We start from the raw sequence: 22,235 nt of genomic DNA, 5'->3' as shown, positions 1-22,235 counted from the left end.
GCAGCGCAGCGAGCAGTCGAGGGACGCACCGCCGCCCGCCCCCTACCAGGCCGTATAGCCGCCATCCACCAGCAAATCCGCGCCGGTCATAAAGCTGGCGGCATCGCTCGCCAAGAACACGGCGGCTGAGGCGATCTCGTCGGGCCGGCCCATGCGGCCCAGGATGTGGCGCTGGTCATTGTAGGCGCGCATGGCATCGTCGTCGGGGAAGCGGGAGCGGACTCGCGTGCCCTCGATCGCGCCGGGTGACAGGCTGACGACGCGGATGCCGTCCGCCGCATGGTCGATCGCCATGATGCGCGTCAAATTGTGGATGCCGGCCTTGGCCGCCCCATAGGCCGCCAGCCCCGCCTGGCCGACATGGCCCAGTTGCGAGGCGAGGTTGACGACGACCCCGCCGCCGCCGGCGCGCATCGCCGGGATGGCGTGCTTGGCCATCAGGAACGGGCCGGTCAGGTTGACCGCCATCTGGCTGTGCCAGTCGGCCTCGCTGAGGTCGACCACCGTGCCGCGGATGGCGAGTGCTGCCGCGTTGTTCACCAGCACGCGCAAGGACCCGAAGGCCGCCACCGCCGCGGCCACGGCCTCGCGGCAGGATTCCGACCGGGTGACGTCGAGCGGGACGGCGATGGCGTCCACCCCCAGGTCGCGGGCGACGGCGGCCGCGGCCTCGGCGCGAGCGGGGTCGATGTCGGCGGCCGCGATGCGGGCGCCGGCGCGGGCGAAGGCCGCCATCATGGCGCGGCCGATGTCGCCCCCGGCCCCGGTCAGGAGGACGGGGCGGCCGGCGAGCGGAAGGGCGTCGGGCATGGGCGGCATCTCCGGTGAATGAAGGGCCGATCGGAGCATCGCCGGCCATCCCGGTCAATCGCCGGCTGGCGCGATGGATGCCGGGACGGCAGGATGCGTCACCCTTTCCAGTCAGCGGAGCCATCATGTTCTATCGCGGCGACCAGCCCCACGGCCTGCGCCACAACCCCTTCAACGCCATCGTCGTGCCGCGGCCGATCGGCTGGATCTCCACCATCGACAGCCAGGGGCGGGCCAACCTGGCGCCCTATTCCTTCTTCAACGGCGTCGCCTACACCCCGCCCCAGGTCATGTTCGCCTCCACCAGCGCCCACCAGCAGGGCGGCGGCATGAAGGACACGGTGGCCAACGCCCGCGACAGCGGCGAGTTCGTGGTCAACATCTGCACCTGGGCGCTGCGCGAGGCCATGAACATCACGGCCGCCCCGTCCCCGTTCGGCGTCAACGAGTTCGAACTGGCCGGCCTCACCATGGCGCCGTCGGAACTGGTGAAGGCGCCGCGGGTGAAGGAAAGCCCGATCCACCTCGAATGCCGCTTCACCGCGGCCGTGGACCTGGCGACGGCCGACCCGGCCCAGCCCAACACCGTCGTCTTCGGCGAGGTCATCGGCATCCATATCGACGACAGCGTCATCGTCGACGGCTTGGTCGACTACAAGCGGGTCGAGCCGATCGGGCGCCTGGGCTACATGGACTATGTGAAGGTCGACACCGTCTTCTCGATCATGCGCCCCGGCTGGCCGATCGCCCCCAAGGGCTGAGGGCCGTCAGGCCGGCGTCGCCAGGGCGGCTTCGACGCGCCGGGCGGCCTCGGCGGTGGACCGCGCCAGCCGGCGGCCGCCTTCGCGGATGTCGGCCGCGGGCTGGCCGGCGCGCGCGGCCCGCTGCAGGGCGTGCGCTTCCTGGCTCAGGCTGGGATGGCCGAAGGAGCCGGACGTGCCGGCGATCATGTGCGCCACGCGGACGATCTCGTCCGTGTCGTCGGCGACGACCGCCGCGGCCAGGGCGGCCGCGGTCTCGTGCGCGAAGGTCGAGAACTGGCGCTGCAGTCCCGTGAACGCGGCCTCGCCGAGCGATCGGCGCAGGCGGTCGGCGGCCTGCAGGTCGGGCGCGGGGTCGGGCGTCGGGACGGCTGCGGCTGCGGCAGTCAGGGATGCCAGCAGGGCCTGCAACGCGTCGGGCCGCACCGGCTTGGCCATCACCCCGTCCATCCCGGCCGCCAGGCAGGTGGCGAGGTCGGAGCCCGCGGCCGCCCCGGTCAGCCCGTGGATCGGCGTGCGGCCGGCCGGACCGGGCAGGGCGCGGATCCGCCGGGTCGCTTCCAGCCCGTCCATGCCCGGCATGAAGCGATCCATCAGGATCAGGTCGTAGCCGCCCTCGGCCGCCAGGCGGACGGCGTCCTCGCCGTCGCCCGCCTCGTCCAGGACATTTTGGCCGGTGTCGAGCAGGGCGGCCAATGTCGCCCGGTTGATGGCGACGTCGTCGACCAGCAGGATGCGCAAGCCCGGCCGTTCCGCCGCCGTCTCCGCCGGGCGGGCGTCCGCCGGCCCGGCCGACACCGGCAGGATGCAGGCGATCGCGGTGCCGCCGCCGGCCTGCGCCATGCGCGCATCCAGCCGGCCGCCCAGCGCCCCCGCCAGCCCCTGCGCCAGCACCAGGCCCAGATTGCCTTCGCCGGCCGGCGCTCTGCCCGGCTGGGCGCCGTCTGCCATGTCCGACACCTCGAAGCGCAGGTCCAGCCGGGTGCCGGCCGCGGCCTCGATCGAGACGGTCAGCCGCACCCGGGCGGCCGCCGTCTGGCGCACCAGGCCGGTCAGCAGGCTGGTGACGATCTGCTGCATGCGCTGGCGGTCGGCCGAGAGCGCGTCGGGGACGGCTGGGTCGATCGTGGCCGCCAGCGTCACGCCCTTGGCGTCGGCCAACGGCCGGGCCGTGCCGATGCAGCGCTCCACCAGGTCCGACAGCCGGAACGGCCGCGGCGTGACCGGCACCTGCCCGGCATCGATGCGCGACAGGTCGGCCGTGTCGTCCAGGACCGGCTGCAAGGCATCGGCCGTATCGAGAAGCCGACGCGCCTGGGCGCGGGCCTCGGGATCGGGCGAATCGCGCAGGATCGCCTGGGCGATGCCGGCGATCGCTTCCATCGCCGGCCGTATCTCCTGCCCGACGGCGGTCAGGAACGGGCCCCGGCCGGCGGTCGCGCCAGCGGTCGCGGGCCCGGCTTCGACCTGCGCGGCCAAAGCCCCGCGCAGTTGCCGGGTGCGCTCGGTCACCCGCTGCTCCAGGTCGCGGTTGGCCGCCGTCAGCCGGTCGAGCTGGCTGGCCTGCTGCGACACCAGCCGGTCGACCGCGCCCAGCAGGCTGGCCAGTTCGCGAGCGCGGGGCCGGCCGGCGGCCAGCGCCCATGGCTGCCCCTCGGCAGCGGCCCGGGCGGCCCGCGTCAGCTCGCCCAGCCCCCGCACCAGCCAGCGGACGACCAGCATCAGCGGCAGCAGCAGCGCCAGGAAGATGGGAACGGCCAGCAGGAACGCCCGCCAGCGCCAGGCGCCGGTCTCGGCGTGGGCGGCCTCGCTCGACCAGCGGGCGACGGCGATCCATTGCGGCGAGGGATACTCGTCCGAGTGGGCCAGGGGTGCTGCGCCCACATAGTAGGCGCGGCCCGTTCCCGGCCATTCCAGCCGGGTCGCGGCCGGCTGCTGGTCCACGCGCCCGGCGGCCGGCATTGCCGCCAGGACGGCCGGCGGCAGCTTGGTGTTCCGCAGCGCCTGCGGGCCGGCGATGATGAGGCCGTCCCGGCGGGCGATGATGGCCTCGGCCGACTGGGCGTCCACCCGGTCGGGCAGCAGGCGCATGATGTCGGCCGCCCAGTCCCAGTTCAGGTGGGCGGCGATGATGCCGGCCGACGAACCGTCGTCCCGGCGGATGGGGGCCGCGATGTCGATGAAGCGGACGGGATCGTCCGAATGGCGCTTCACCTCGGCCGCGATCACGCCGGCGTCGCGCACGTCGCCCAGGAACGGCCGGTCCTGCGACTTCTCGAACCAGTCGCGGTCGCGCACGCTGCTGCCCTCGAACCGGCGGATGCTGCTGGCGATCAGGATGCCGTCGCTGCGCACGAAGCCGAGCCAGGAATAGAGCGGATAGCTGACCTGCATGCGGTCGAGGCCGCCACGCAGCCGGTCCAGCCACTGGGGATCCTCGGCGACGGCCGGCCCGGCCGACAGGTCCTCGCCCACGGTGCGCGCGAACAGCCGCAGCTCGCGCCAGCGCTCGTACATGCCGCGCTCGAGCAGGCGGGCCAGGGTGTCGGCCTTGGACTCGACCACCGCCAGCGCCTGCCGGTCGGCGCGCCGGATCATCGTCTGCTCGACGATCGCGATCGTCAGCGTCGTGATGGCGATGACCAGCAGGCCCAGGCCAAGCCCGATCCATGCCGCCAGTCCGGGCAGCCCCCGGGTCCCGGTCACGGCATTGCCGTCCGGCCCGTCCGCGCCAGCGCCCCCGGTCGCCCTCATCGCCGGAATGTACGACAGTTTCGCCATTCCCGCACGGTCGCGCCCGGACATGTGCTCAACGCTCGACCCGCCGGCCCAACGCCCAGGGCACCAGCGGCACGATGACCGCTGCCGCGACGGCCAGGCCGCACAGCGCCGTCCGCAGGCTGGTCCATTCGGCGGCAAAGCCGATCAGCGGCGGCCCGGCCAAGGCGCCCGTGTAGCCGAAGACCGCGACCATCGCCACGCCGTCGCCGGCCGCCACCCCCGGCACGCGGGCGGCAGCACCAAACAGCAACGGCACGATGTTGGCCAGGCCCAGGCCCGCCAGCGCGAACCCCGCCGGAGCCAGCAGCGGGTGCGGCAGCGCCACCGCCAGGCCAAGCCCGGCCGCCGCGACCAGGCCCGACAGCGTCAGCGTCCGCTCCGGTCCCAGGCGGGCGGCGACCCGGTCCCCCGTCAGCCGGGCGGTCGTCATGGCCAGGGAGAAAGCGGCATAGCCGGCCGCCCCCGTGGCCTGGGACGTGCCCACCGTCTCCACCATGTAGACCGCGCACCAGTCGATCAGCGAGCCCTCGGCCAGGAACCCCAGCAGGGCCAGGATGCCCAGGCGCACCACCGGCCCATGCGGCCGCACCGTGCCCGCGCGCGGCACGGCCGGCAGCGGTGGCACCGCCAGGAAGGGGGCGGTGGCGGCGACGGCCAGCAGCAGGACGGCCGAGCCTGCCGCCATCGTCGGCGCCGCTGCCGCCCCCGCCCAGATGGCCAGCCCGGCGGCCGTGGCCCCGGCCAGCCCGCCCAGGCTGTAGAAGGCGTGGAACGACGACATGATCGGCCCGTCCCAGGCCCGCTCGACGGCCGTCGCGTGCGTGTTCATCGCCACGTCGATCGCGCCGTTGGCGGCCCCCAGCAGCAGACAGGTGGCCATCAGCACCGCCAGGCTGGGCGCCAGCGGCGGCAGCGCCAGGAACGCGGCAAAGGCAAGGCCCACCGCCAGGACGGTCGGACGGCTGCCGATGGCGACGGCGCAGCGCCCGGCCAGCGGCATCGTGGCGACCGCCCCCGCGGCCAGCATCAGGAGGGCCAGGCCAAGCTCGCCCTCCGACAGGCCCAGCCCGTCCTTGATGGCGGGTATATGGGCGGCCCACAGGCCGAAGCCGGCACCGTTGGCGAAAAAGACGACGGCCGTCGCGCGCCTGGCGGCCGCGGGCCGCACGCGACCGGGAAGGGGTTGATTCTGCATGGGATATGGCCACGGCCAATAGCATCAAGAGACGGGCCAACGCGACCTTCCCGGTGGCATGCCAAGCCTCGCGGCCGGGACGATAAATCACGGTTTTGCCTTAATGTGACCAAGCGAGTGTCGCATTCCGGCATCAGATTGATACCTGTCGCAAGGCACGAAGGCTCGTACCAAGCGGCGGTTTCAACGCCTCCTTGGCAGCGACCCACGCTGTCACCGGGCGGTCGCCGATCCCCCCTCGGCGGCCGCCCTTCTTTTTTTTCAGGCAGGAAATGCAGTTCTCGGCCCGGCCGGTCCCCCGGCGGCTGAGACGATCCACCAGGATCGGCCGGCAGGCCTTTGAAGGGCTGCGGCTTTTCGCGATCGACGGCGCGACAATCAGCCAATACGGCGCAAAATGCCTCGGATTTGCCGCAATCTGACCCTGGACCTGTCGCATTCGTGCATCACATTCATAGCGTCGACAGGGAACAGACCGCCCCTGGCGACGGTTCTCGATGCCTCCTTGGCAGCACTGCGACCCCGCTGCCCCAGGGCGGCTGCCGGCCCCCCTCGGCAGCCGCCCTTCTTCCTTTTCCATGCTATGAACCGCCGCGATGAGCGTTTTCGCAGGCATCGGGCTGAGCTGCGTCCGCGGCGAGCGGCTGGTCTTCCGCGACCTCGACTTCCGGGTGGAGGCCGGCACGGCGCTGACCCTGCTCGGCCCCAACGGTGCCGGCAAGAGCAGCCTGCTGCGCCTGATGGCGGGCCTGGTGGCGCCGGTCGCGGGCCAGATGCGCTGGGACGACGCCGCGGTTGCCGACGATCCCGAAGCCCACCGGGCGCGGCTGCGCTGGCTGGGCCATGGCGACGGCATCAAGGCGGGGCTGACCGCGGCCGAGAATGCGGCCTTCTGGGGTGCGCTCGCCGGCCCTGGTGGCCTGGACGTGGCGGCAGCCCTTGACCGGCTGGGGCTGGACGGCGTCGCCGATACGCCCGCCCGCTACCTGTCCCAGGGCCAGCGCCGCCGCCTTGCGCTCACTCGCCTGCTGCTGGGCCGCGCACCGCTGTGGCTGCTGGACGAGCCGACGGTCGGGCTCGACGCGGCCTCGGTCGCCATCGTCGAGGCGATGCTCGACCGCCATTGCCGCGACGGCGGCCTGGCCGTGCTCGCCACCCATGTGCCGATCGCCACGCCGGGCGCGCGGACCCTGCGGCTCGGGCCGGCCGGGCCGTGAGGGCCTTCACGGCCATCCTGGCGCGTGACCTGCGCCTGGCCCTACGCCAGGGCGGGGATGCGGCTGCCGTCGTCCTCTTCTTCGTGCTGGCCGCCAGCCTCTTTCCCTTCGGCGTCGGGCCGGAACCGAACCTGTTGGCGCGCATCGCGTCCGGCGTGATCTGGGTCACCGCACTTCTGTCGGTCATGCTGGGGCTGGACCGCCTCTTCCTGGCCGACCATGAGGATGGTAGCCTGGAGGCGATGCTGGCGTCGCCCCTGTCGGCGGTGGCGCTGGTGGTGGCCAAGTGCCTGGCGCAGTGGCTGCTCTGCGGCCTGCCGCTGATCCTGGCGGCCCCCGTCCTTGCCCTCTTCCTGCAATTGCCGGTGGAGGGGCTGCCGATCCTGCTGGCGGCCCTGGCGCTGGGCACCCCGACGCTGGTCCTGATGGGCGCCATCGGTGCCGCCTTGGTGCTGGGCGCCCGGCGCGGCGGCATCCTGCTGGCGCTCCTGGTGCTGCCGCTGACGGTGCCGGTGCTGATCTTCGGCGTGGCCGCCGTGGATGCCGCCATTGCCGGGCTGCCGGCGCGGCCCCATCTCCTCGTGCTGGGCGCGCTGCTGCTGGCGACGCTGGCGGCAGCGCCCTTTGCCGCCGCGGCTGCCTTGCGGCAATCGGTGGAGTAGCAGGCCGGCGGTGGAGTAGCAGGCCGGCGGTGGAGTAGCAGGCCGGCGGTGAGGGGTTCCGCCGCATGGTGCGGCCCTGGTGCCGGTGATACATACGACCGAGAGACCATTGCGCACTGACGATGGTGATGCACCGCTTCGCCAACCCTGCCCGCTTCCTGCGCTTTGCGACCGTGGCTATGCCCTGGTTCGCGGCTGCCGCGATCGTGTGCATCGCAGCCGGCCTGTGGTTCGCGCTGGTGGCCTCGCCGGCCGACTACCAGCAGGGCGAGACGGTGCGGATCATGTACGTCCACGTCCCGTCGGCCTGGATGGCGCTCCTCGTCTATACCGTGGTGGCGGGCGGCAGCATCTCCGCACTCGTGTGGAAGCACCCGCTGGGCGAGATCGTGGCCCGGGCGGCTGCCCCCATCGGGGCGGCCTTCACCCTCATCTGCCTCATTACCGGCTCGCTCTGGGGCAAGCCCATGTGGGGCGCCTGGTGGGTGTGGGACGCGCGGCTGACCTCGGTGCTGGTGCTCTTCTTCCTCTATCTCGGCTACATGGCGTTGCTGGGCGCCTTCGACGATCCGGTGCGCGGCGGCCGGGCCGCCTCGATCCTGGCCATCGTCGGGCTGGTCAACGTGCCGATCATCAAATGGTCGGTCGACTGGTGGAACACGCTGCACCAGCCGGCCAGCGTCGCCCGCATGGACGGGCCGGCCATCCATTCCTCCATGCTGACGCCCCTGCTGCTGATGGCGGCCGGCTTCGGCTTCTATTTCGCGGCCCTGCTGATGCTGCGCGTGCGGGCCGAGATCATGACGCGGCGGGTCCGCGCGCTGCGCCTGGCCGCGATGGAAGCAGAGGCATGAGCGCGCGATGATGGAATCCCTGACCGTCTTCCTGGCGGCCAACGGCCATGCCGGCTTCGTCTGGGCGGCCTATGGCGTGGCCGGCTTGGTCCTGCTGGGCGTGTTGCTGGCCAGCCTGCTGCACCTCGCCCGTGCTGAGCGCATGCTAGCCCGGCTGAATGCCGCCGGCGGCCGGCGCGCGCGCGGCCGTATCCAACCCGGCATGGACTCCGCCTCGTGACCCGCAAGCGCCGCCGCCTGCTGGTCCTGACCGTGGCGCTCGGCCTGCTCGGCGGCGCCACGGCCCTGATGCTGGCTGCCTTCCAGGACAGCCTCGTCTTCTTCTACAGCCCCAGCGACGTGCAGGCGAAGGGCGCGCCCGGCGACCGTTCGTTCCGCCTGGGCGGGCTGGTGGAGACCGCCAGCGTCGCCCGCTCGACCGACGGCCGCAGCGTCACCTTCCGCGTGACCGACGGCGCGCACGCCATCGCGGTCGCCTATCGCGGCATCCTGCCCGACCTGTTCCGCGAGGGGCAGGGCGTGGTGACCGAGGGCCGGATGCGCCCCGACGGCACCTTCGAGGCGCGCGAGGTGCTGGCCAAGCACGACGAGACCTACATGCCGCGCGAGGTCGCCGACGCCCTGAAGAAATCCGGCCGTTGGAAAGAAGGCGAGGGGCTGAAGCCCGGCGCCGCGCTCGCGCCGCAGGCGGGAGCCAACCCCCGGCCATGATCGTCGAACTGGGCCATTTCGCGCTGGCGCTGGCACTGTTCGTCGCTCTGGTGCAGGGCACGCTGCCCTTGCTGGGGGCCGCGCGCGGCGATCGCCGGCTGATGGGGCTGGCGGCCCCGGCCGCGATCGGCCAGGCAGCGCTGGTGGCGGTGGCCTTCGCCGCCCTGACCTATGCCTTCGTCGTCTCGGACTTCTCGGTCGAGCTGGTGGCCCAGAACAGCCATTCGGCCAAGCCGATGCTCTACAAGGTGACCGGCGTCTGGGGCAACCATGAGGGCTCGATGCTCCTCTGGGTGCTGATCCTGGCGCTGTTCGGTGCCGCGGTGGCGCTGTTCGGCGCCAACCTGCCGCCCCGGCTGAAGGCGCGCGTGCTGTCGGTGCAGGGGCTGGTCGGCGTCGGTTTCCTCCTCTTCGTCCTGGCCACCTCCAACCCGTTCCTGCGCCTCGACCCCGCGCCGCCGGACGGGCGCGACCTCAACCCGCTGCTGCAGGACCCGGGCCTGGCCTTCCACCCGCCGATGCTCTACCTGGGATATGTCGGCTTCTCCGTCGCCTTCTCCTTCGCGGTGGCCGCCCTCATCGAGGGGCGGGTCGATGCCGCCTGGGCGCGCTGGGTCCGGCCCTGGACGCTGGCTGCCTGGTGTGCACTGACGCTGGGCATCGCGCTCGGCAGTTGGTGGGCCTATTACGAGCTGGGCTGGGGCGGCTGGTGGTTCTGGGACCCGGTCGAGAACGCCTCCTTCATGCCCTGGCTGGTGGGCACCGCCCTGCTGCACTCGGCCATCGTGGTCGAGAAGCGCGACGCGCTGAAGGGCTGGACGATCCTGCTGGCCATCCTCGCCTTCTCGCTCAGCCTGCTCGGCACCTTCCTGGTGCGCTCGGGCGTGCTGACCTCGGTCCATGCCTTCGCGGTCGACCCGGCGCGCGGCGTCTTCATCCTGGCCCTGCTGGTCGTCGTCATCGGCGGCTCGCTGCTGCTCTATGCCATCCGCGCGCCCAGCCTGGCGCCGGGCGGCATCTTCGCCCCGGTCAGCCGCGAGGGCGCGCTGGTGCTGAACAACCTGCTGTTGTCGACGGCCGCGGCCACCGTGCTGGTCGGCACGCTCTATCCGCTGGCGCTGGAGGCGGTGACCGGCGGCAAGGTGTCGGTGGGCGCCCCCTATTTCGAGGCGACCTTCGTGCCGCTGATGGTGCCGCTGGTGGCGGCGATGGCGGTGGGGCCGCTGCTGTCCTGGAAGCGCGCCGACCTGGCGGGCGCGCTGGGCCGGCTCGGCGTGGCGGCGGCAGCCGGCGTCGTGGCCGCGCTGCTGGCGCTCTATCTGATGGCCGCCAAGCCCGTGATGGCACTGTTGGGCATGGCGCTGGCGGCCTGGCTGGTGGTCGGCGCCTTCGTCGACTTGGCCGAGCGCATCCGCCTCTTCCGCGTGCCCGCCGGCAACAGCTTGTCGCGCGCTATCCACCTGCCGCGGGCGACCTGGGGGGCGGTCGTGGCCCATGCCGGCACCGGCATCCTGGTGGCCGGCGCCGTCGCCGCGTCCGCCTGGAAGAGCGAGCTGGTCGATGTCGTGAAGGTCGGCGGCCGGACGACGCTCGGCAGCTATTCCTACATGCTGGAAGGGGTCGAATCCGCCCCCGGGCCCAACTGGCGGGCCGAGCGGGCGACCGTCACCATCCGCTCGGGCGACCGCGTCATCGCCACCGTCCATCCCGAGAAGCGCTTCTACCCGGTGCAGGCGATGCCGACGACCGAGGCCGCGATCCACACCCGCTGGGTGGTCGACCACTATGTCGTCCTGGGCGACCCGGACGGGCAGGGCGGCTGGACCATGCGCATCTATCACGAGCCGCTGGTGCCGTGGCTGTGGATCGGTGCCGCCATCATGGCGCTGGGCGGCATGCTGTCGCTCAGCGACCGCCGCCTGCGCGTGGGGGCGCCGACCCGCCGGGCGGCGGCCGCCGCCGTCCGCGCCTGAACGGAAACCCCCCATGCGCCGACTGCTCTACATCGTCCCCGCCCTGGTGTTCGCGCTGATCGCGGCCTACCTGCTGGCCGGCCTCGGGCTCGATCCCAAGACCTTGCCCTCGGCCATGATCGACAAGCCGGCGCCCGCCTTCGACCTGCCGGCGCTGGCCGACGTGGCGCCGGCCCTGAAGACGGCCGACCTGGGCGGGGAGGTGGCCCTGGTCAACGTCTTCGCCTCCTGGTGCGTGCCTTGCCGGGCCGAGCACCCGATCCTCATGCGCCTGGCGGCCGAGAAGGGGGTGCCGATCTATGGCATCAACCAGAAGGACAAGCCGGATGATGCCCGGCGCTTCCTGGCCCAGCTTGGCAACCCCTACCGTCGCATCGGCGTCGATGCCGATGGCCGCGCCAGCATCGAATGGGGCGTCTATGGCGTGCCGGAGACCTTCGTGATCGATCGCGCCGGCCGCATCCGCTACCGCCATGTCGGCGCCTTCGGCCCGCAGGACCTGGACCCGATCCTGGCGATGATCGAACGGCTGCGGCGCGGCTGATGCGGGCATTGCTGCTGGCGTTGCTGCTGCCGCTGCTGCTGGCGGCGGGCCCGCTCGCCGCGGTCGAGCCGGGCGAGGCCCTGCCCGACCCGGCGCTGGAAGCACGCGCGCGCCTGCTGTCTCGCGAGCTGCGCTGCCTCGTCTGCCAGAACCAGTCGATCGACGATTCCAGCGCGCCGCTGGCCCGCGACCTGCGCCGCCTGGTGCGCGAGCGGCTGACCGCGGGCGACGACGATGCCGGCGTGCGTGACTACCTGGTGGCGCGCTACGGCGACTTCGTGCTGCTGCGGCCGCCGATGAAGCCCGCCACCTGGGCCTTGTGGTTGGCCCCGCCCGCGGTGCTGCTGCTGGGCGGCGGCGTGGCGCTGGTGGCGTTCCGGCGCCGCCGGCTGCGCCCGGCCCTGCCGGCCGAGCTTTCCACGGCCGACCGGGCCAGGGTCGCGACGCTGCTGGCTGAGCCCGGTCCGCCGGAGCGCCAGCCATGATCGTCTTCTGGATCCTGGCGGGGCTGCTGGCGGCCGTCATCTTGGCGCTGCTGGCCCGGCCCCTGCTGCGGCGGGACGGGGTGGCGGGCGAGGGGCGGCTAGCCTACGACCTTGCCATCTATCGCGACCAGTTGGCCGAGGTCGAGCGCGCGCGGGGGGCGGGCGAGGTCGGGTCGGCCGAGGCGGCCGCATCCCGCGTGGAGATCGAGCGGCGCATCCTGGTCGCCGCCGACCGGGCGGAGGCCGAGCCGGCGGCGGGCGAGGGCCGCTCGATTCTGGCGGTCGTCCTGGCTCTGCTGATCCCGCTGGGCGCGCTTGCCGTCTATGGCTGGCATGGCCAGCCGCGCCTGCCGGCCCAGCCGCTGGCATCCCGGCCCGGGCCGCCGCCCGGCGACCCGGTGGCGGCCGGGGCGCAGGCCGCCGTCGACGCCCTGGTGCGCCGGCTCGAGGAGCGGCCGGACGATGTCGAGAGCTGGGAACGGCTGGGCCGCACGCTGGTGCGGTTGCAGCGCTTCACCGACGCGGCCGAGGCCTTTCGCCACCGCCTGGCGCTGGGCGGCGACCGGCCCGACCTGCATGCCGCCCATGGCGAGGCCCTGACCATGGCGGCAGGCGGCATCGTGACGCCGGCCGCGCGGGCGGCCTTCGAGCGCGCGCCCGACGATCCCCGCGCCATGTTCTTCCTGGGCGAGGCGGCCCAGCAGGCGGGCGACCTCGACGGCGCGCTCGCGCGCTGGACGGCGCTGGAGGCGGTTTCGGGCGCCGACGCGCCCTGGCGGCCGATCCTGCGCCAGCGCATCGCCGCGGCTGCCGCCCAGCGCGGCGTGCCGGTGCCGCCGGCAGCCGTGCCCGCCCCGGCCGGGGTGCCGGCGGGCGGCGAGGCCATCCTGCGGATGTCGCCGGAAGACCGGATGAAGGCGATCGGCGGCATGGTCGACGGGCTGGAGGAACGCCTGCGCGCCCAGCCGGCCGATCGCGACGGCTGGCAGCGGCTTGCCCAGGCGCTGCGCGTGCTGGACCAGCCGCAGCGGCTGGAGGCGGCGATGACGGCCGCGGTTGCGGCATTCCCCGACGATGTGGAATTGCGCCTGGACCTTGCCAACGCCCAGCTCGAGGTCGCCGGTGGCGACGACACCTTGCCGCCGGACTTCCTCGAGTCCATCCGCGCCGTGGCTCGGCTGGCGCCCGACCATCCCCAGGCGCTGTGGTATCTCGGGCGGGCCGCGGCCGATGCCGGCGACCCGGCGGAGGCGCGGCGGCTGTGGCAGCGCCTGCTGGAGCGGTTGCCGGCCGGCACGCCCGCTCGCCAGGCGGTCGAGGCGCGCCTCGCGCAGCTACCCGAAAAATAATCGAATCGGGGCGTGAACCTTTTCGGGGGGTAAAGCGTCTGTACCTATGAGAGCACGATCCCCCCTCCCCAAGGGTGCTCTCGACCTCGCTTCCCCAAGCGACGGACCCGGCCGGTGCCCCCCTCCGGCCGGGTCCATCCCCCTCCCAAGACGATACTCAGTCGATCGCCAGCGTCAGGCTCTTCAGGTAGGCGCTTTCCGGCAGCATCGGGTGCACCGGATGGTCCGGCCCGGCGCCGCCCGTGCGCAGGATGCGCGCCGAGCGGTTTGCATCGGCCACCCCGCGCGCCACCTGCTCGGCGAAGACCGACAGCTCCACATTGTGCGAGCATGAGGCGATGAAGAGATAGCCGCCCGGCTTCGTCACCTGGGCCGACAGCTTGGCCAACTTGCGATAGCCGCGGGTGCCCGACGCCAGGTCCTTGCGGGACTTCACGAAGGCCGGCGGGTCGGCGATGACGAGATCCCACAATTCCTCGCCCTTGGCGCGGCCTTCCAGTTCGGCGAAGACCTCGCCGCGCTTGAAGGTGCATACGCCCTCGACGCCGCTCAGCCGGGCGCCCGTGCTGGCGTTCGCCAGGGCCGGCTCCGACCGGTCGATCGCCAGCACCTCGCTGGCGCCGGCCAGGGCGGCAGCCACCGCGAAGCCACCGCCATACGTGTAGAGGTCGAGGACGCGCGAACCTTGCGCCAGGCGGGACACCCAGGCCCGGTTCTCCCGCTGGTCGAAGAACCAGCCGGTCTTCTGCCCGCCCATCACGTCGATGGAGAAGCGACCGCCATTTTCCTCGATCTCGACCGGGCCATCGAGCTCGCCCAGCGCCATCTCGACACCGAGCGGCAGGCCTTCCTGGGTGCGGGCCGAACTGTCGCCACGCAGCACGATGGCACGCGGGTTGATGATCGCCTGCAAGGCTTCCATCACCGACGGCCACAGCATGGCCATGCCGGCGGTATTCAACTGCACCGCCAGCACGTCGCCATAGCGGTCGACGACCAGGCCCGGTAATCCGTCGGCCTCGGCATGAATCAGCCGATAGAAGGGGCGCGGGAACAGCCGGTCGCGGATATCGAGCGCGCGCCGGACCCGGCGGCGGATGAACTCGTCATGGATGTGGCTGCCGGCCTCGCGCGTCAGCACGCGGGCGGCGATCAGGGTGTGCGGGTTGAACGTGGCGGCCGCGACCTGGGTGCCTTCGGCCGTCACCACCGTCACCAGCGTGCCGGGCGGCAGCGCCTTGGCGGCCGCGTCCATGGCGATCTCGTTGGAATAGATCCAGGGGTGGCCGTGGCGGGCGCGCTTGTCGTGGCCGGGCAGCAGGGTGACGCGTGGCCGCGTCTTCGGATTGTCTTGCATGGCGCGGCAGCATAGTGATGCGCCGCCCGGCGGCAAGTGCGGCCTTGCCCGCTCGTCTCAGCCGGCCTGCCAGGCAGCCGCGATCCGCGCCCGCACCGCCTCGTCCGGTACCGGGCCGCTGCCGGCGGCGGCATTGTCGGCCATGTGCGCCGGCCGGCTGGTACCGGGGATGACGCAGGTCACGGCCGGGTGCCCCAGCAGGAACTTCAGCAGGATCTGCGCCCATGTCCGGCAGCCGATCTCGCCCGCCCAGTCGGGCAGCGGCCGGTCGCGCAGGCCGCGCAGCAGCCCGCCGCCGCCGAACGGCTGGTTGACCAGGACCGCCATGCCGCGGTCGGCCGCCAGCGGCAGGATGCGGCGTTCGACCGCGCGGTCGTCCAGCGCGTAGTTGATCTGCACGAAGTCCAGCGGCTCGGCCCGCATCACCGCTTCCAGCTCGTCATGGGCCGACTGGGTGTAGTGGGTGATGCCGACATGGCCGACCAGGCCCTCGGCCTTCCAGCGCCGCAGCGTCGCCAGGTGGGTCTTCCAGTCGACCAGGTTGTGGACCTGCATCAGCTCGACCCGTCGGCGCTGGAGCAGGGCCATCGACTGGCGCATCTGGGCGATGCCGGCCTCGCGGCCGCGCGTCCACACTTTGGTCGCGACGAAGGCACGGTCATGGCTTCGCGCCTGCGTCAGCAACTGGCCCACCACCGCCTCGGATCGGCCATACATGGGCGAGCTGTCGATCACCGAACCGCCGGCGCGGAACAGCACCGCCAGCACCTCGGCCAGCGGGGCGAGCGCCGCCGGCTCCGCCGCCACGTCGAAGGTGCGCCAGGTGCCACAGCCGATCACCGGCAAGGGCTGGCCGGTCGACGGGATCGGCCGCGTCGCCATCGTCGCCGGCTCGGCCGCCCCCGCGGTTCCCGCGCCCAGGGCTGCCGCCGCGGCCAGCCGCAGGAAGGCGGAGCGGGGGATCGGCACGCCGGGCGCTTCCATCGCTGTCAGCCGCCGGCGATCTTCAGGATCCGGGCCTTGAAGGCCTCGGGATAGGGGGCCGCCTTGCGCGCCCGGATGTCGAAGCAGACTGACACCGCCTCGCTGGTGGCGATGCAGCGCCCGTCCTGGAACAGCCCCTGGAGCAGCCGGCAGGACGAGCGGCCGAAGCCCATGACGCGCGTGCCGATACGCACCATGCCGGGAAAGTACGCCTCGGCGCGGAACTCGATCGTCACCTTGGCCAGCGACAGGCCGTACTCCGGGTTGTCGCGCTGCAGGTCGCCCGTGCGCTCGAAGGCGACGCGGCCGCCCTCGCAGAACTGCGAGATGGCGACGTTGTTCACATGGCCGTTGGTGTCCATGTCGCCATAGCGCAGGATTTCCTCCCGCCACAGGCGGAAGCTGGCCGGGTCGGTCGGGTCGATCGCCCCGACGCCCACGGTGGCTGCCGTCATCGGCCGCCTGCTTCGCCCGCGGCGCCTATTCGCCCTGCGAGTAGCCGCGCCCGCGCATGCAGCTATAGACCTCGTCGTCCTGGCGCCCGGCGGTGCGCGCCTCGGCGACGTTGCTGCGCGTCATCATCTGGCCCGACCGGCGATAGTCGTCGCCGCGGGTCGACATGATGTCGCTCTCGATGCGGGCATCGCGCTCGACGGCGGGCTGGGCCAGGCGCACGCATTCGCGGTGGTCGGCGCGCATCTGCGCGTCTTCGACCCCCGGCTTGACCCAGCTCTGGCTGGCGCAGGCCGACAGGGCCAGCAGGGTCGCGGCCAGGGGGATCAGGCGGGCGGCAAGGGGGAACTGGCGTCGCATGGCGGCCTCGGGGCAGGAAATGGATGGCTTGATTCTGGCGAGTCTAGCACGCCCCGCCGGCCGGTTGGCGTTCGGCTTCGGCACGCTGGCGGCGGGCGATCTCGTCCAGCAGGGCCAGGCGGGCGGGCGCGTCCAGCCGCGGCCAGGCGGAAATCTCGGCAATGGTGCGATGGCAGCCCTGGCAAAGGCCCGAATCGGCATCGAGCCGGCAGATGCCGACGCAAGGGGAGGGGATGTCCCAGGCACGCATGGCCGCCATCCTAGCAGGTCCGCGGCCCCGCGTTCAGGGCCGCAGATCCATGTCGAGATGGACATAGTCGCCGCGATAGGTGACCTCGGCCAGGTAGATGACCGTGCCGGCGGGGTCGCATAGTACCCGGCGCACCTCGGCGATCGGCTCGTTGACGGGGATGCCGAGCAGGCCGGCCACCTCGGGGTCGGCCCGGGATATCTCCAGCGTCTGGCGGGCGCGCGCGATCTCCAGGCCCGGGATCGCCACCAGCACCGGCAGGATGACCTCGTGCCGGAAGCGCTCGGGCGCCAGGCGGAAGATGCGCAGATCGATATGGATGGTGATGACGCAATAGCGCTCGCCATGGCGGGAGTGGACCCGCCGCATCTGGAAATAGGCCGGCGCCGCCATGCCGTCGCGCTCGGTCAGCGTGGGGGCGGTGTCCGATTCGGCGATGGTCAGCAGTTCCGGGACGTCGCCCCGGTACATCTCCACCAGGTCAGCCAGCGTCGTCTCGACCTTCAGCCGGTGGCGCGCCTCCTCGGCCCGGGTGACGAAGGTGCCCCGGCCGCGCTGGGGCGACAGCAGGCCTTCCCGTGCCAGCAAGGCCACGGCCTGTCGCACGGTGACGCGCGCCACCTGGAATTCCGCCATCAGCGCCTCGATCGACGGCAGCGTCGCGCCCGCCGGCCAGCGGCCCCGGCCGACATGACGGCGCAGCACCTCGGCCAGCTGCAGGTAGAGCGGGACCCGGCTGGCGCCGAACAGCGGATGGGCCGGTGATTTACGTGCTTGTGCCAAACATCCCAACTTGCGTACGTTTCGGGCAGGGAGAGAACGTTCCAACTATAGGATGATCGGGGGCCACTTGCGACGCACGGCGTTGATCCTGTCGCCTTGGCTGGCGATCGTCGGCCTCTGGTATGCGGTCCACTACAGCGGGCTGATCAATCCGGCCCTGGTGCCGCCGCCGCACGCGGTCGCCGCCCGCTTCGCCGAGCTGTCGTCGGGCCGCCTGCCGATGGACGTGCTGATGTCGACCCGCCGGGTGCTGACCGGGGTGGCGCTCGGCATCGCGCTGGCGGTGCCGGCGGGCTTCGTGCTCGGCTGGTATCGCCCGGTCAGGGTCTTCGTCGACCCGCTCGTGAACTTCTTCCGCGCCCTGCCGCCGATCGCGCTGATCCCGCTGGTCATCGTCCATTTCGGCGTCGACGAACTGGCCAAGACGGTGATCCTCTTCTACGCGGCGTTCTTCGCGGGCGTCATCGTCATGTATGAGGGCATCGCCCAGATCAGCCCGATCTATCTGCGCGTCGCCCGCACGCTCGGCGCCAACGACCGCGAGATCTTCCTGAAGGTAGTGGTGCCGATGACGGTGCCGCACATGCTGACGGCGCTGCGGGTGGCGCTCGGCGTCGCCTGGGCGACCCTGGTGGCATCGGAGCTGATCGCGGCCCAGCGCGGCCTGGGCGCCCTGATCCAGGACGCGGCGTCGTTCTTCCAGCTCGACATCATCTATGTCGGCATCATCTCGATCGGCTTCATCGCGCTGGCGATGGACCTCGTGCTGCGGCGGGTCGCCCGTCGCCTGCTGGTCTGGCAGGAGCGCATGGCATGACCGCCACCCCCGTTCGCATCGCGTTCGAGAACGTCTCCGTCAGCTTCGGTGGGCTGCGCGTCGTCGACGACGTCAGCTACACCATCCATGACGGCGAGTTCGTCTCGGTCATCGGCCCGTCCGGCTGCGGCAAGACGACGATGCTGAACATGGTGGCGGGCTTCATGCAGCCGACCGCCGGCCGCGTGCTGCTGGATGGCAAGCCGATCGCCGGCCCGGGGCCCGATCGCGGCGTGATCTTCCAGGAATATGGCGTCTTCCCCTGGCTGACGGTGCGCCAGAACATCGAGTTCGGGCTGAAGCTGCGGGCCAACCGCCGCCCGCCAGCCGAGCGGGCCGAGATCGCGCGGCGCTACATGCGCCTGATGGGGCTGGAGGATTTCGCCGACGCCTGGCCGCGCACCCTGTCGGGCGGCATGCGCCAGCGCCTGGCGCTGGCCCGCGCCTACGCCGTCGAGCCGCAGTTCCTGTTGATGGACGAGCCCTTCGGCGCGCTCGACGCGCAGACCCGCAGCGCCATGCAGAACCTGCTGCTGGACGTGCTGCGGGCCGAGGGCAAAACGGTGATGATGATCACCCATTCGGTCGAGGAGGCGCTCTACCTCTCCTCGCGCATCGTCGTGATGACGGCCAGGCCCACCCGCATCCGCGAGATCGTCGAGGTGCCGTTTGCCTATCCCCGCACCGAGGCCTTGCACGAGCAGCCGGAATTCGGCCGCCTCCGCTCGCACCTGCGCGACCTGGTGATGGCGGAGTATGCGGCCCAGGCCCGCCTGGGCCAGGCTGTCGCCGAGTGAAACAACAAGCAAGGGAGGACCAGACCATGCAGACCACCCGCCGCCGGCTGCTCGCCGGCACCGCCGCCACGGCCGGGCTGGCAGCGCTCGGCATGCCCGCGCTGACCATGCCGGCACTCGCCCAGGCGAAGACCAGGATCCGCATCGGCTACCTGCACACGCTGGCGGTCGACGGCCAGATGTGGCTGGCCCAGCATCTCGATGCCTGGGGCCGGAACGGGCTGGAGCCCGAGTTCAAACCCTTCACCACCGGGCTGGAGCTGTTCCAGGCGATGGTTGGCGGCAGCCTCGACATGCTGTCGACCGGCGCCGTCATCTCGAACTTCCCGGCGCGCGGCCAGGGCCGCATGTTCCTGGCCAACTGCGTGGAGTTCGCCACCGCCCAGCTCTGGGTGCGCGAGGACCAGGGCATCCGCAGCTTCGCCGACTTGAAGGGCAAGCGCATCGCGACCACCACGGGCACGACGGCCCACGTCTTCCTCGACACCGCCCTGCGTGCCAACGGCATCGGCCCGGGCGACGTCGAGATCCTGAACCAGCGCATGGCCGAGGCGGTGACGTCCTTCATCGCCGGCGCCGTGCCGGCCGTCGCCTTGTGGGTCCCCTTCAACGTGACCGTGCGCGACAAGGTGCCGGGCGCCAAGAAGCTGGTCGATGCCTCGGCCTACTACCCCAAGGCCGCCATCGTCTCGGGCTGGGCGGCGGCCAACGACTACCATGCCAAGAACCGCGAAGTGCTGGCCCGGGTCGTGCGCGCCTGGGCGGCCGGCAACGACATGCTGGTCGGCCGCACGGACGAGGCGCTCGAGGTGCTGCAGAAGAACCACTATCCCCAGGTGCCGATCGCCGACATCAAGGAGCAGTTCGCCGCCCAGAAGGTGTTCCCGACGGCGGAGTGGCGGAAGCTCTATGCGGACGGCTCGGTGACGAAGTGGCTGCAGCAGGTGACGGATTTCTATGTGGAGGCGGCCAAGATCGCCAATCCGGTGCCGGCCGCGCAATATTTCGACCCCAAGCTCTTCCTCGACACCGTCCAGGGCTGACGCTTGGCCCTTCCGGTCTTCGACTATGTCGTGGTCGGCGGCGGTTCGGCGGGCTCGGTGCTCGCCAACCGGCTGTCGGCCGACCCCGCCTGCCGCGTGCTGCTGCTGGAGGCGGGCGGGGCCGACCGCAATTTCTGGCTGCGCCTGCCGGTCGGCTATTTCCGCACGATCTATGACGAGCGCTTCTCGCGCCTGTTCGCGACCGAGCCGTCCGAGGGCTCGGGCGGGCGCGCCATCGTCTGGCCGCGCGGCCGCATCCTGGGGGGCTCCAGCTCGATCAACGGGCTGATCTTCATTCGCGGCCAGCACGCGGATTTCGACGACTGGGCGGCCGCTGGCGCCACCGGCTGGTCCTATCGCGACGTGTTGCCGCATTTCCGCCGGCTGGAGCGCTGGCAGGGACCGCCCGACCAGTATCGCGGCGGCCATGGCGAGATGACCGTCTCGCCCCTGCGCAACCACAACCCGGCCTGCGACGCCTGGCTGGCGGCGGCCCAGCAGCAGGGGCTGCCCTTCAACCCGGATTTCAACGGCGAGACCACCCACGGGGTCGGCCGCTACCAGCTCAGCGTGCGCGACGGCTGGCGGGCCAGCGCGTCGGCCGCCTTCCTGGCTCCTGTCCGCGACCGGGCCAACCTGACGATCGTCACCGGCGCGCTCGCCCGGCGCGTGCTGGTCGAGGGTGGCCGCGCGGTCGGCGTCGAATGGCTGGACGGCGGCACGGTCCGGTCGGCCCGGGCCGAGGGCGAGGTGATCCTGTCGGCGGGCGCCCTGCAGTCCCCCCAGCTTCTCCAGCTATCCGGCATCGGCCCGGCCGACTTGCTGCGCGGGCATGGCATCCCGGTGCTGGCCGACCTGCCCGGCGTCGGCGCCAACCTGCAGGACCACTACCAGGCGCGCACGATCGTCCGCCTGCGCCAGCCGATCTCGCTGAACGACGCCGTGCGCAGCCCGGTGCAACTGGCCCGGATGGGGTTCGACTGGCTCTTCCGCAATGCCGGCCCGCTGACCGTGGGGGCGGGGCAGGTCGGCGGTGCTGCCTGCACGCGGTGGGCCGAGGGCGGCCGGCCCGACGTGCAGTTCAACGTCATGCCGCTGTCGGTCGACCGGCCGGGCACGCCGCTGCACCGCTATTCGGGCTTCACCTCGTCGGTCTGGCAGTGCCACCCGCGCTCGCGCGGCACGGTCGCCATCCGCTCCACCGACCCGCGCGAGCAGCCGCGCATCGCGCCCGAATATTTCTCCGACCCGCATGACCGCCGCGTCATCGTGGCCGGCGTGCGCATGCTGCGCGAGATCCACGCCCAGCCCGCCTTCCGCGACCTGTGGGACGACGAGGTGCTGCCGGGGCCGGCGGCGCAGACGGACGACGAGATCTTCGAGTTCGTGCGGACGGCCGGCGGCACCGTCTTCCATTGCGTCGGCACCTGCCGCATGGGCACCGACCCGGGCGCGGTGGTCGACCCCGCCTTGCGCGTCCATGGCGTCGACGGGCTGCGCGTGGTCGACGCCTCGGTCATGCCGACGGTGACCTCGGCCAACACCAATGCGGCCTCGCTGATGATCGGCGAGCGCGGGGCGGCCCTGATACGCGGCGAGGCGGCATGACGGCGATCGAGGATGCGGAACGGCGGCTGCGGGCGGCCATGCTGGCCGGCGACGTGGCGGCGCTGGACGGCCTGCTGATGGACGACCTCGTGTTCGTGGACCAGGGCGGCCGCGTCCTGACCAAGGCGATGGACCTGGAGGCGCACCAGTCCGGCCTGCTGCGCCTGTCGCGCCTGGAACTCTCCGAGGTGCTGGTGCGCCCGGCCGCCGATGCCGTGCTGGTCGTGGTGCGGGCCGACCTGGCCGGAAGCTGGGACGACACGCCCTTCGGCGGGGGCTTCCGCTACAGCCGGCTGTGGTGCCGCGACGGCGGCCTGTGGCGCGTGGCCGCAGCGCATTGCAGCGCGATCGCCGGCTGAAGGCTTGCCGTCGTCCGCGCCGAGGGATTCAATCGGCGGCAGATGCCCGGCCAGCAGCCGGGCTCGCGAACCAACCCCCGGG

At 72.2% G+C, this 22,235-nt stretch carries 24 protein-coding genes; 15 read left to right on the top strand and 9 right to left on the bottom strand.

What is annotated here, in order from left to right; all coding sequences use genetic code 11:
• Positions 1-42: 42 nt before the first annotated feature.
• Positions 43-810 (bottom strand): SDR family NAD(P)-dependent oxidoreductase, encoded by a 768-nt coding sequence (locus STVA_RS22580; RefSeq protein WP_123692914.1) that lies wholly within the window; start codon positions 808-810, stop codon positions 43-45.
• Positions 811-935: 125 nt separating this feature from the next.
• On the opposite strand from STVA_RS22580, the gene STVA_RS22575 reads away from it, so the two are divergent.
• The gene (locus STVA_RS22575; RefSeq protein ID WP_123692328.1) at positions 936-1,571 is read left to right on the top strand and encodes a flavin reductase family protein; all 636 of its coding nucleotides are present in this window, start codon (positions 936-938) and stop codon (positions 1,569-1,571) included.
• Between the two features lie 6 nt (positions 1,572-1,577).
• On the opposite strand, the gene STVA_RS28415 is transcribed toward STVA_RS22575, so the two are convergent.
• Both STVA_RS28415 and STVA_RS22565 read right to left on the bottom strand, forming a co-directional pair.
• Positions 1,578-4,277 carry a response regulator gene (locus STVA_RS28415; protein ID WP_170216581.1) on the bottom strand — a complete coding sequence of 900 codons (2,700 nt, stop codon included), beginning with the start codon at positions 4,275-4,277 and terminating at the stop codon, positions 1,578-1,580.
• 103 nt (positions 4,278-4,380) lie between these two features.
• A complete protein-coding gene (locus STVA_RS22565) occupies positions 4,381-5,547 on the bottom strand; it encodes an MFS transporter (RefSeq protein WP_142235859.1) in 1,167 nt (388 codons plus the stop codon).
• 596 nt (positions 5,548-6,143) lie between these two features.
• Here STVA_RS22565 and ccmA point away from each other — a divergent pair.
• From ccmA to ccmI, 9 genes are all read left to right on the top strand, one after another.
• A complete protein-coding gene (ccmA, locus tag STVA_RS22560) occupies positions 6,144-6,764 on the top strand; it encodes a heme ABC exporter ATP-binding protein CcmA (RefSeq protein ID WP_123692322.1) in 621 nt (206 codons plus the stop codon).
• Positions 6,761-7,426: a heme exporter protein CcmB gene (gene ccmB / locus STVA_RS22555; RefSeq protein ID WP_123692319.1), complete on the top strand. Its 666-nt coding sequence runs from the start codon at positions 6,761-6,763 to the stop codon at positions 7,424-7,426. The genes ccmA and ccmB overlap by 4 nt, the downstream gene beginning before the upstream one ends.
• Positions 7,427-7,554: 128 nt before the next feature.
• Positions 7,555-8,280 (top strand): heme ABC transporter permease, encoded by a 726-nt coding sequence (locus STVA_RS22550; RefSeq protein WP_123692912.1) that lies wholly within the window; start codon positions 7,555-7,557, stop codon positions 8,278-8,280.
• 7 nt (positions 8,281-8,287) lie between these two features.
• A complete protein-coding gene (gene ccmD / locus STVA_RS22545; RefSeq protein ID WP_123692317.1) occupies positions 8,288-8,500 on the top strand; it encodes a heme exporter protein CcmD in 213 nt (70 codons plus the stop codon).
• The gene (gene ccmE, locus STVA_RS22540) at positions 8,497-8,991 is read left to right on the top strand and encodes a cytochrome c maturation protein CcmE (protein ID WP_123692315.1); all 495 of its coding nucleotides are present in this window, start codon (positions 8,497-8,499) and stop codon (positions 8,989-8,991) included. The genes ccmD and ccmE overlap by 4 nt, the downstream gene beginning before the upstream one ends.
• Complete coding sequence (locus STVA_RS22535) at positions 8,988-10,964, top strand: heme lyase CcmF/NrfE family subunit (protein WP_123692313.1); 1,977 nt, start codon at positions 8,988-8,990, stop codon at positions 10,962-10,964. Before ccmE ends, STVA_RS22535 begins: the two co-directional genes overlap by 4 nt.
• A gap of 13 nt (positions 10,965-10,977) precedes the next feature.
• Positions 10,978-11,508 (top strand): DsbE family thiol:disulfide interchange protein, encoded by a 531-nt coding sequence (locus tag STVA_RS22530; RefSeq protein WP_123692311.1) that lies wholly within the window; start codon positions 10,978-10,980, stop codon positions 11,506-11,508.
• On the top strand, positions 11,508-11,993 hold the full coding sequence (locus STVA_RS22525; protein ID WP_123692309.1) for a cytochrome c-type biogenesis protein: 486 nt from the start codon (positions 11,508-11,510) through the stop codon (positions 11,991-11,993). Before STVA_RS22530 ends, STVA_RS22525 begins: the two co-directional genes overlap by 1 nt.
• Complete coding sequence (ccmI, locus tag STVA_RS22520) at positions 11,990-13,342, top strand: c-type cytochrome biogenesis protein CcmI (RefSeq protein WP_123692307.1); 1,353 nt, start codon at positions 11,990-11,992, stop codon at positions 13,340-13,342. Before STVA_RS22525 ends, ccmI begins: the two co-directional genes overlap by 4 nt.
• Before the next feature lie 157 nt (positions 13,343-13,499).
• Here the strand turns inward: ccmI and STVA_RS22515 are convergent, their stop codons facing one another.
• Genes STVA_RS22515 through STVA_RS22490 form a run of 6 tightly spaced genes read right to left on the bottom strand, consistent with a single transcriptional unit; the run spans position 13,500 to position 17,529 of the window.
• Positions 13,500-14,699: a class I SAM-dependent rRNA methyltransferase gene (locus STVA_RS22515; protein ID WP_123692305.1), complete on the bottom strand. Its 1,200-nt coding sequence runs from the start codon at positions 14,697-14,699 to the stop codon at positions 13,500-13,502.
• Between the two features lie 57 nt (positions 14,700-14,756).
• On the bottom strand, positions 14,757-15,668 hold the full coding sequence (locus STVA_RS22510; protein WP_197735712.1) for an aldo/keto reductase: 912 nt from the start codon (positions 15,666-15,668) through the stop codon (positions 14,757-14,759).
• Between the two features lie 20 nt (positions 15,669-15,688).
• Complete coding sequence (locus tag STVA_RS22505; protein ID WP_123692301.1) at positions 15,689-16,138, bottom strand: acyl-CoA thioesterase; 450 nt, start codon at positions 16,136-16,138, stop codon at positions 15,689-15,691.
• 25 nt (positions 16,139-16,163) lie between these two features.
• On the bottom strand, positions 16,164-16,496 hold the full coding sequence (locus STVA_RS22500; RefSeq protein WP_123692299.1) for a hypothetical protein: 333 nt from the start codon (positions 16,494-16,496) through the stop codon (positions 16,164-16,166).
• Positions 16,497-16,539: 43 nt separating this feature from the next.
• Positions 16,540-16,746, bottom strand: coding sequence for a DUF1289 domain-containing protein (locus STVA_RS22495; protein WP_179955414.1), 207 nt, complete (start codon positions 16,744-16,746; stop codon positions 16,540-16,542).
• Positions 16,747-16,779: 33 nt separating this feature from the next.
• Positions 16,780-17,529 carry a GntR family transcriptional regulator gene (locus STVA_RS22490; protein ID WP_245978416.1) on the bottom strand — a complete coding sequence of 250 codons (750 nt, stop codon included), beginning with the start codon at positions 17,527-17,529 and terminating at the stop codon, positions 16,780-16,782.
• Between the two features lie 67 nt (positions 17,530-17,596).
• On the opposite strand from STVA_RS22490, the gene STVA_RS22485 reads away from it, so the two are divergent.
• Genes STVA_RS22485 through STVA_RS22465 form a run of 5 tightly spaced genes read left to right on the top strand, consistent with a single transcriptional unit; the run spans position 17,597 to position 22,153 of the window.
• On the top strand, positions 17,597-18,346 hold the full coding sequence (locus tag STVA_RS22485) for an ABC transporter permease (RefSeq protein WP_197735711.1): 750 nt from the start codon (positions 17,597-17,599) through the stop codon (positions 18,344-18,346).
• On the top strand, positions 18,343-19,143 hold the full coding sequence (locus tag STVA_RS22480) for an ABC transporter ATP-binding protein (protein WP_123692293.1): 801 nt from the start codon (positions 18,343-18,345) through the stop codon (positions 19,141-19,143). The genes STVA_RS22485 and STVA_RS22480 overlap by 4 nt, the downstream gene beginning before the upstream one ends.
• Positions 19,144-19,169: 26 nt before the next feature.
• Positions 19,170-20,186 carry an ABC transporter substrate-binding protein gene (locus STVA_RS22475; protein ID WP_123692291.1) on the top strand — a complete coding sequence of 339 codons (1,017 nt, stop codon included), beginning with the start codon at positions 19,170-19,172 and terminating at the stop codon, positions 20,184-20,186.
• A gap of 3 nt (positions 20,187-20,189) precedes the next feature.
• On the top strand, positions 20,190-21,794 hold the full coding sequence (locus STVA_RS22470; protein ID WP_123692289.1) for a GMC family oxidoreductase: 1,605 nt from the start codon (positions 20,190-20,192) through the stop codon (positions 21,792-21,794).
• Positions 21,791-22,153 carry a nuclear transport factor 2 family protein gene (locus tag STVA_RS22465; protein WP_123692287.1) on the top strand — a complete coding sequence of 121 codons (363 nt, stop codon included), beginning with the start codon at positions 21,791-21,793 and terminating at the stop codon, positions 22,151-22,153. Before STVA_RS22470 ends, STVA_RS22465 begins: the two co-directional genes overlap by 4 nt.
• The last annotated feature ends 82 nt before the right edge of the window (positions 22,154-22,235 follow it).

This window comes from Stella humosa (genome assembly GCF_006738645.1).
In the GTDB taxonomy this organism is placed as follows: Bacteria; Pseudomonadota; Alphaproteobacteria; order ATCC43930; family Allostellaceae; genus Allostella; species Allostella humosa.
The sequence above is the reverse complement of the archived record's forward strand: the minus strand, read 5'-3'. Positions and strand labels throughout refer to the sequence as shown.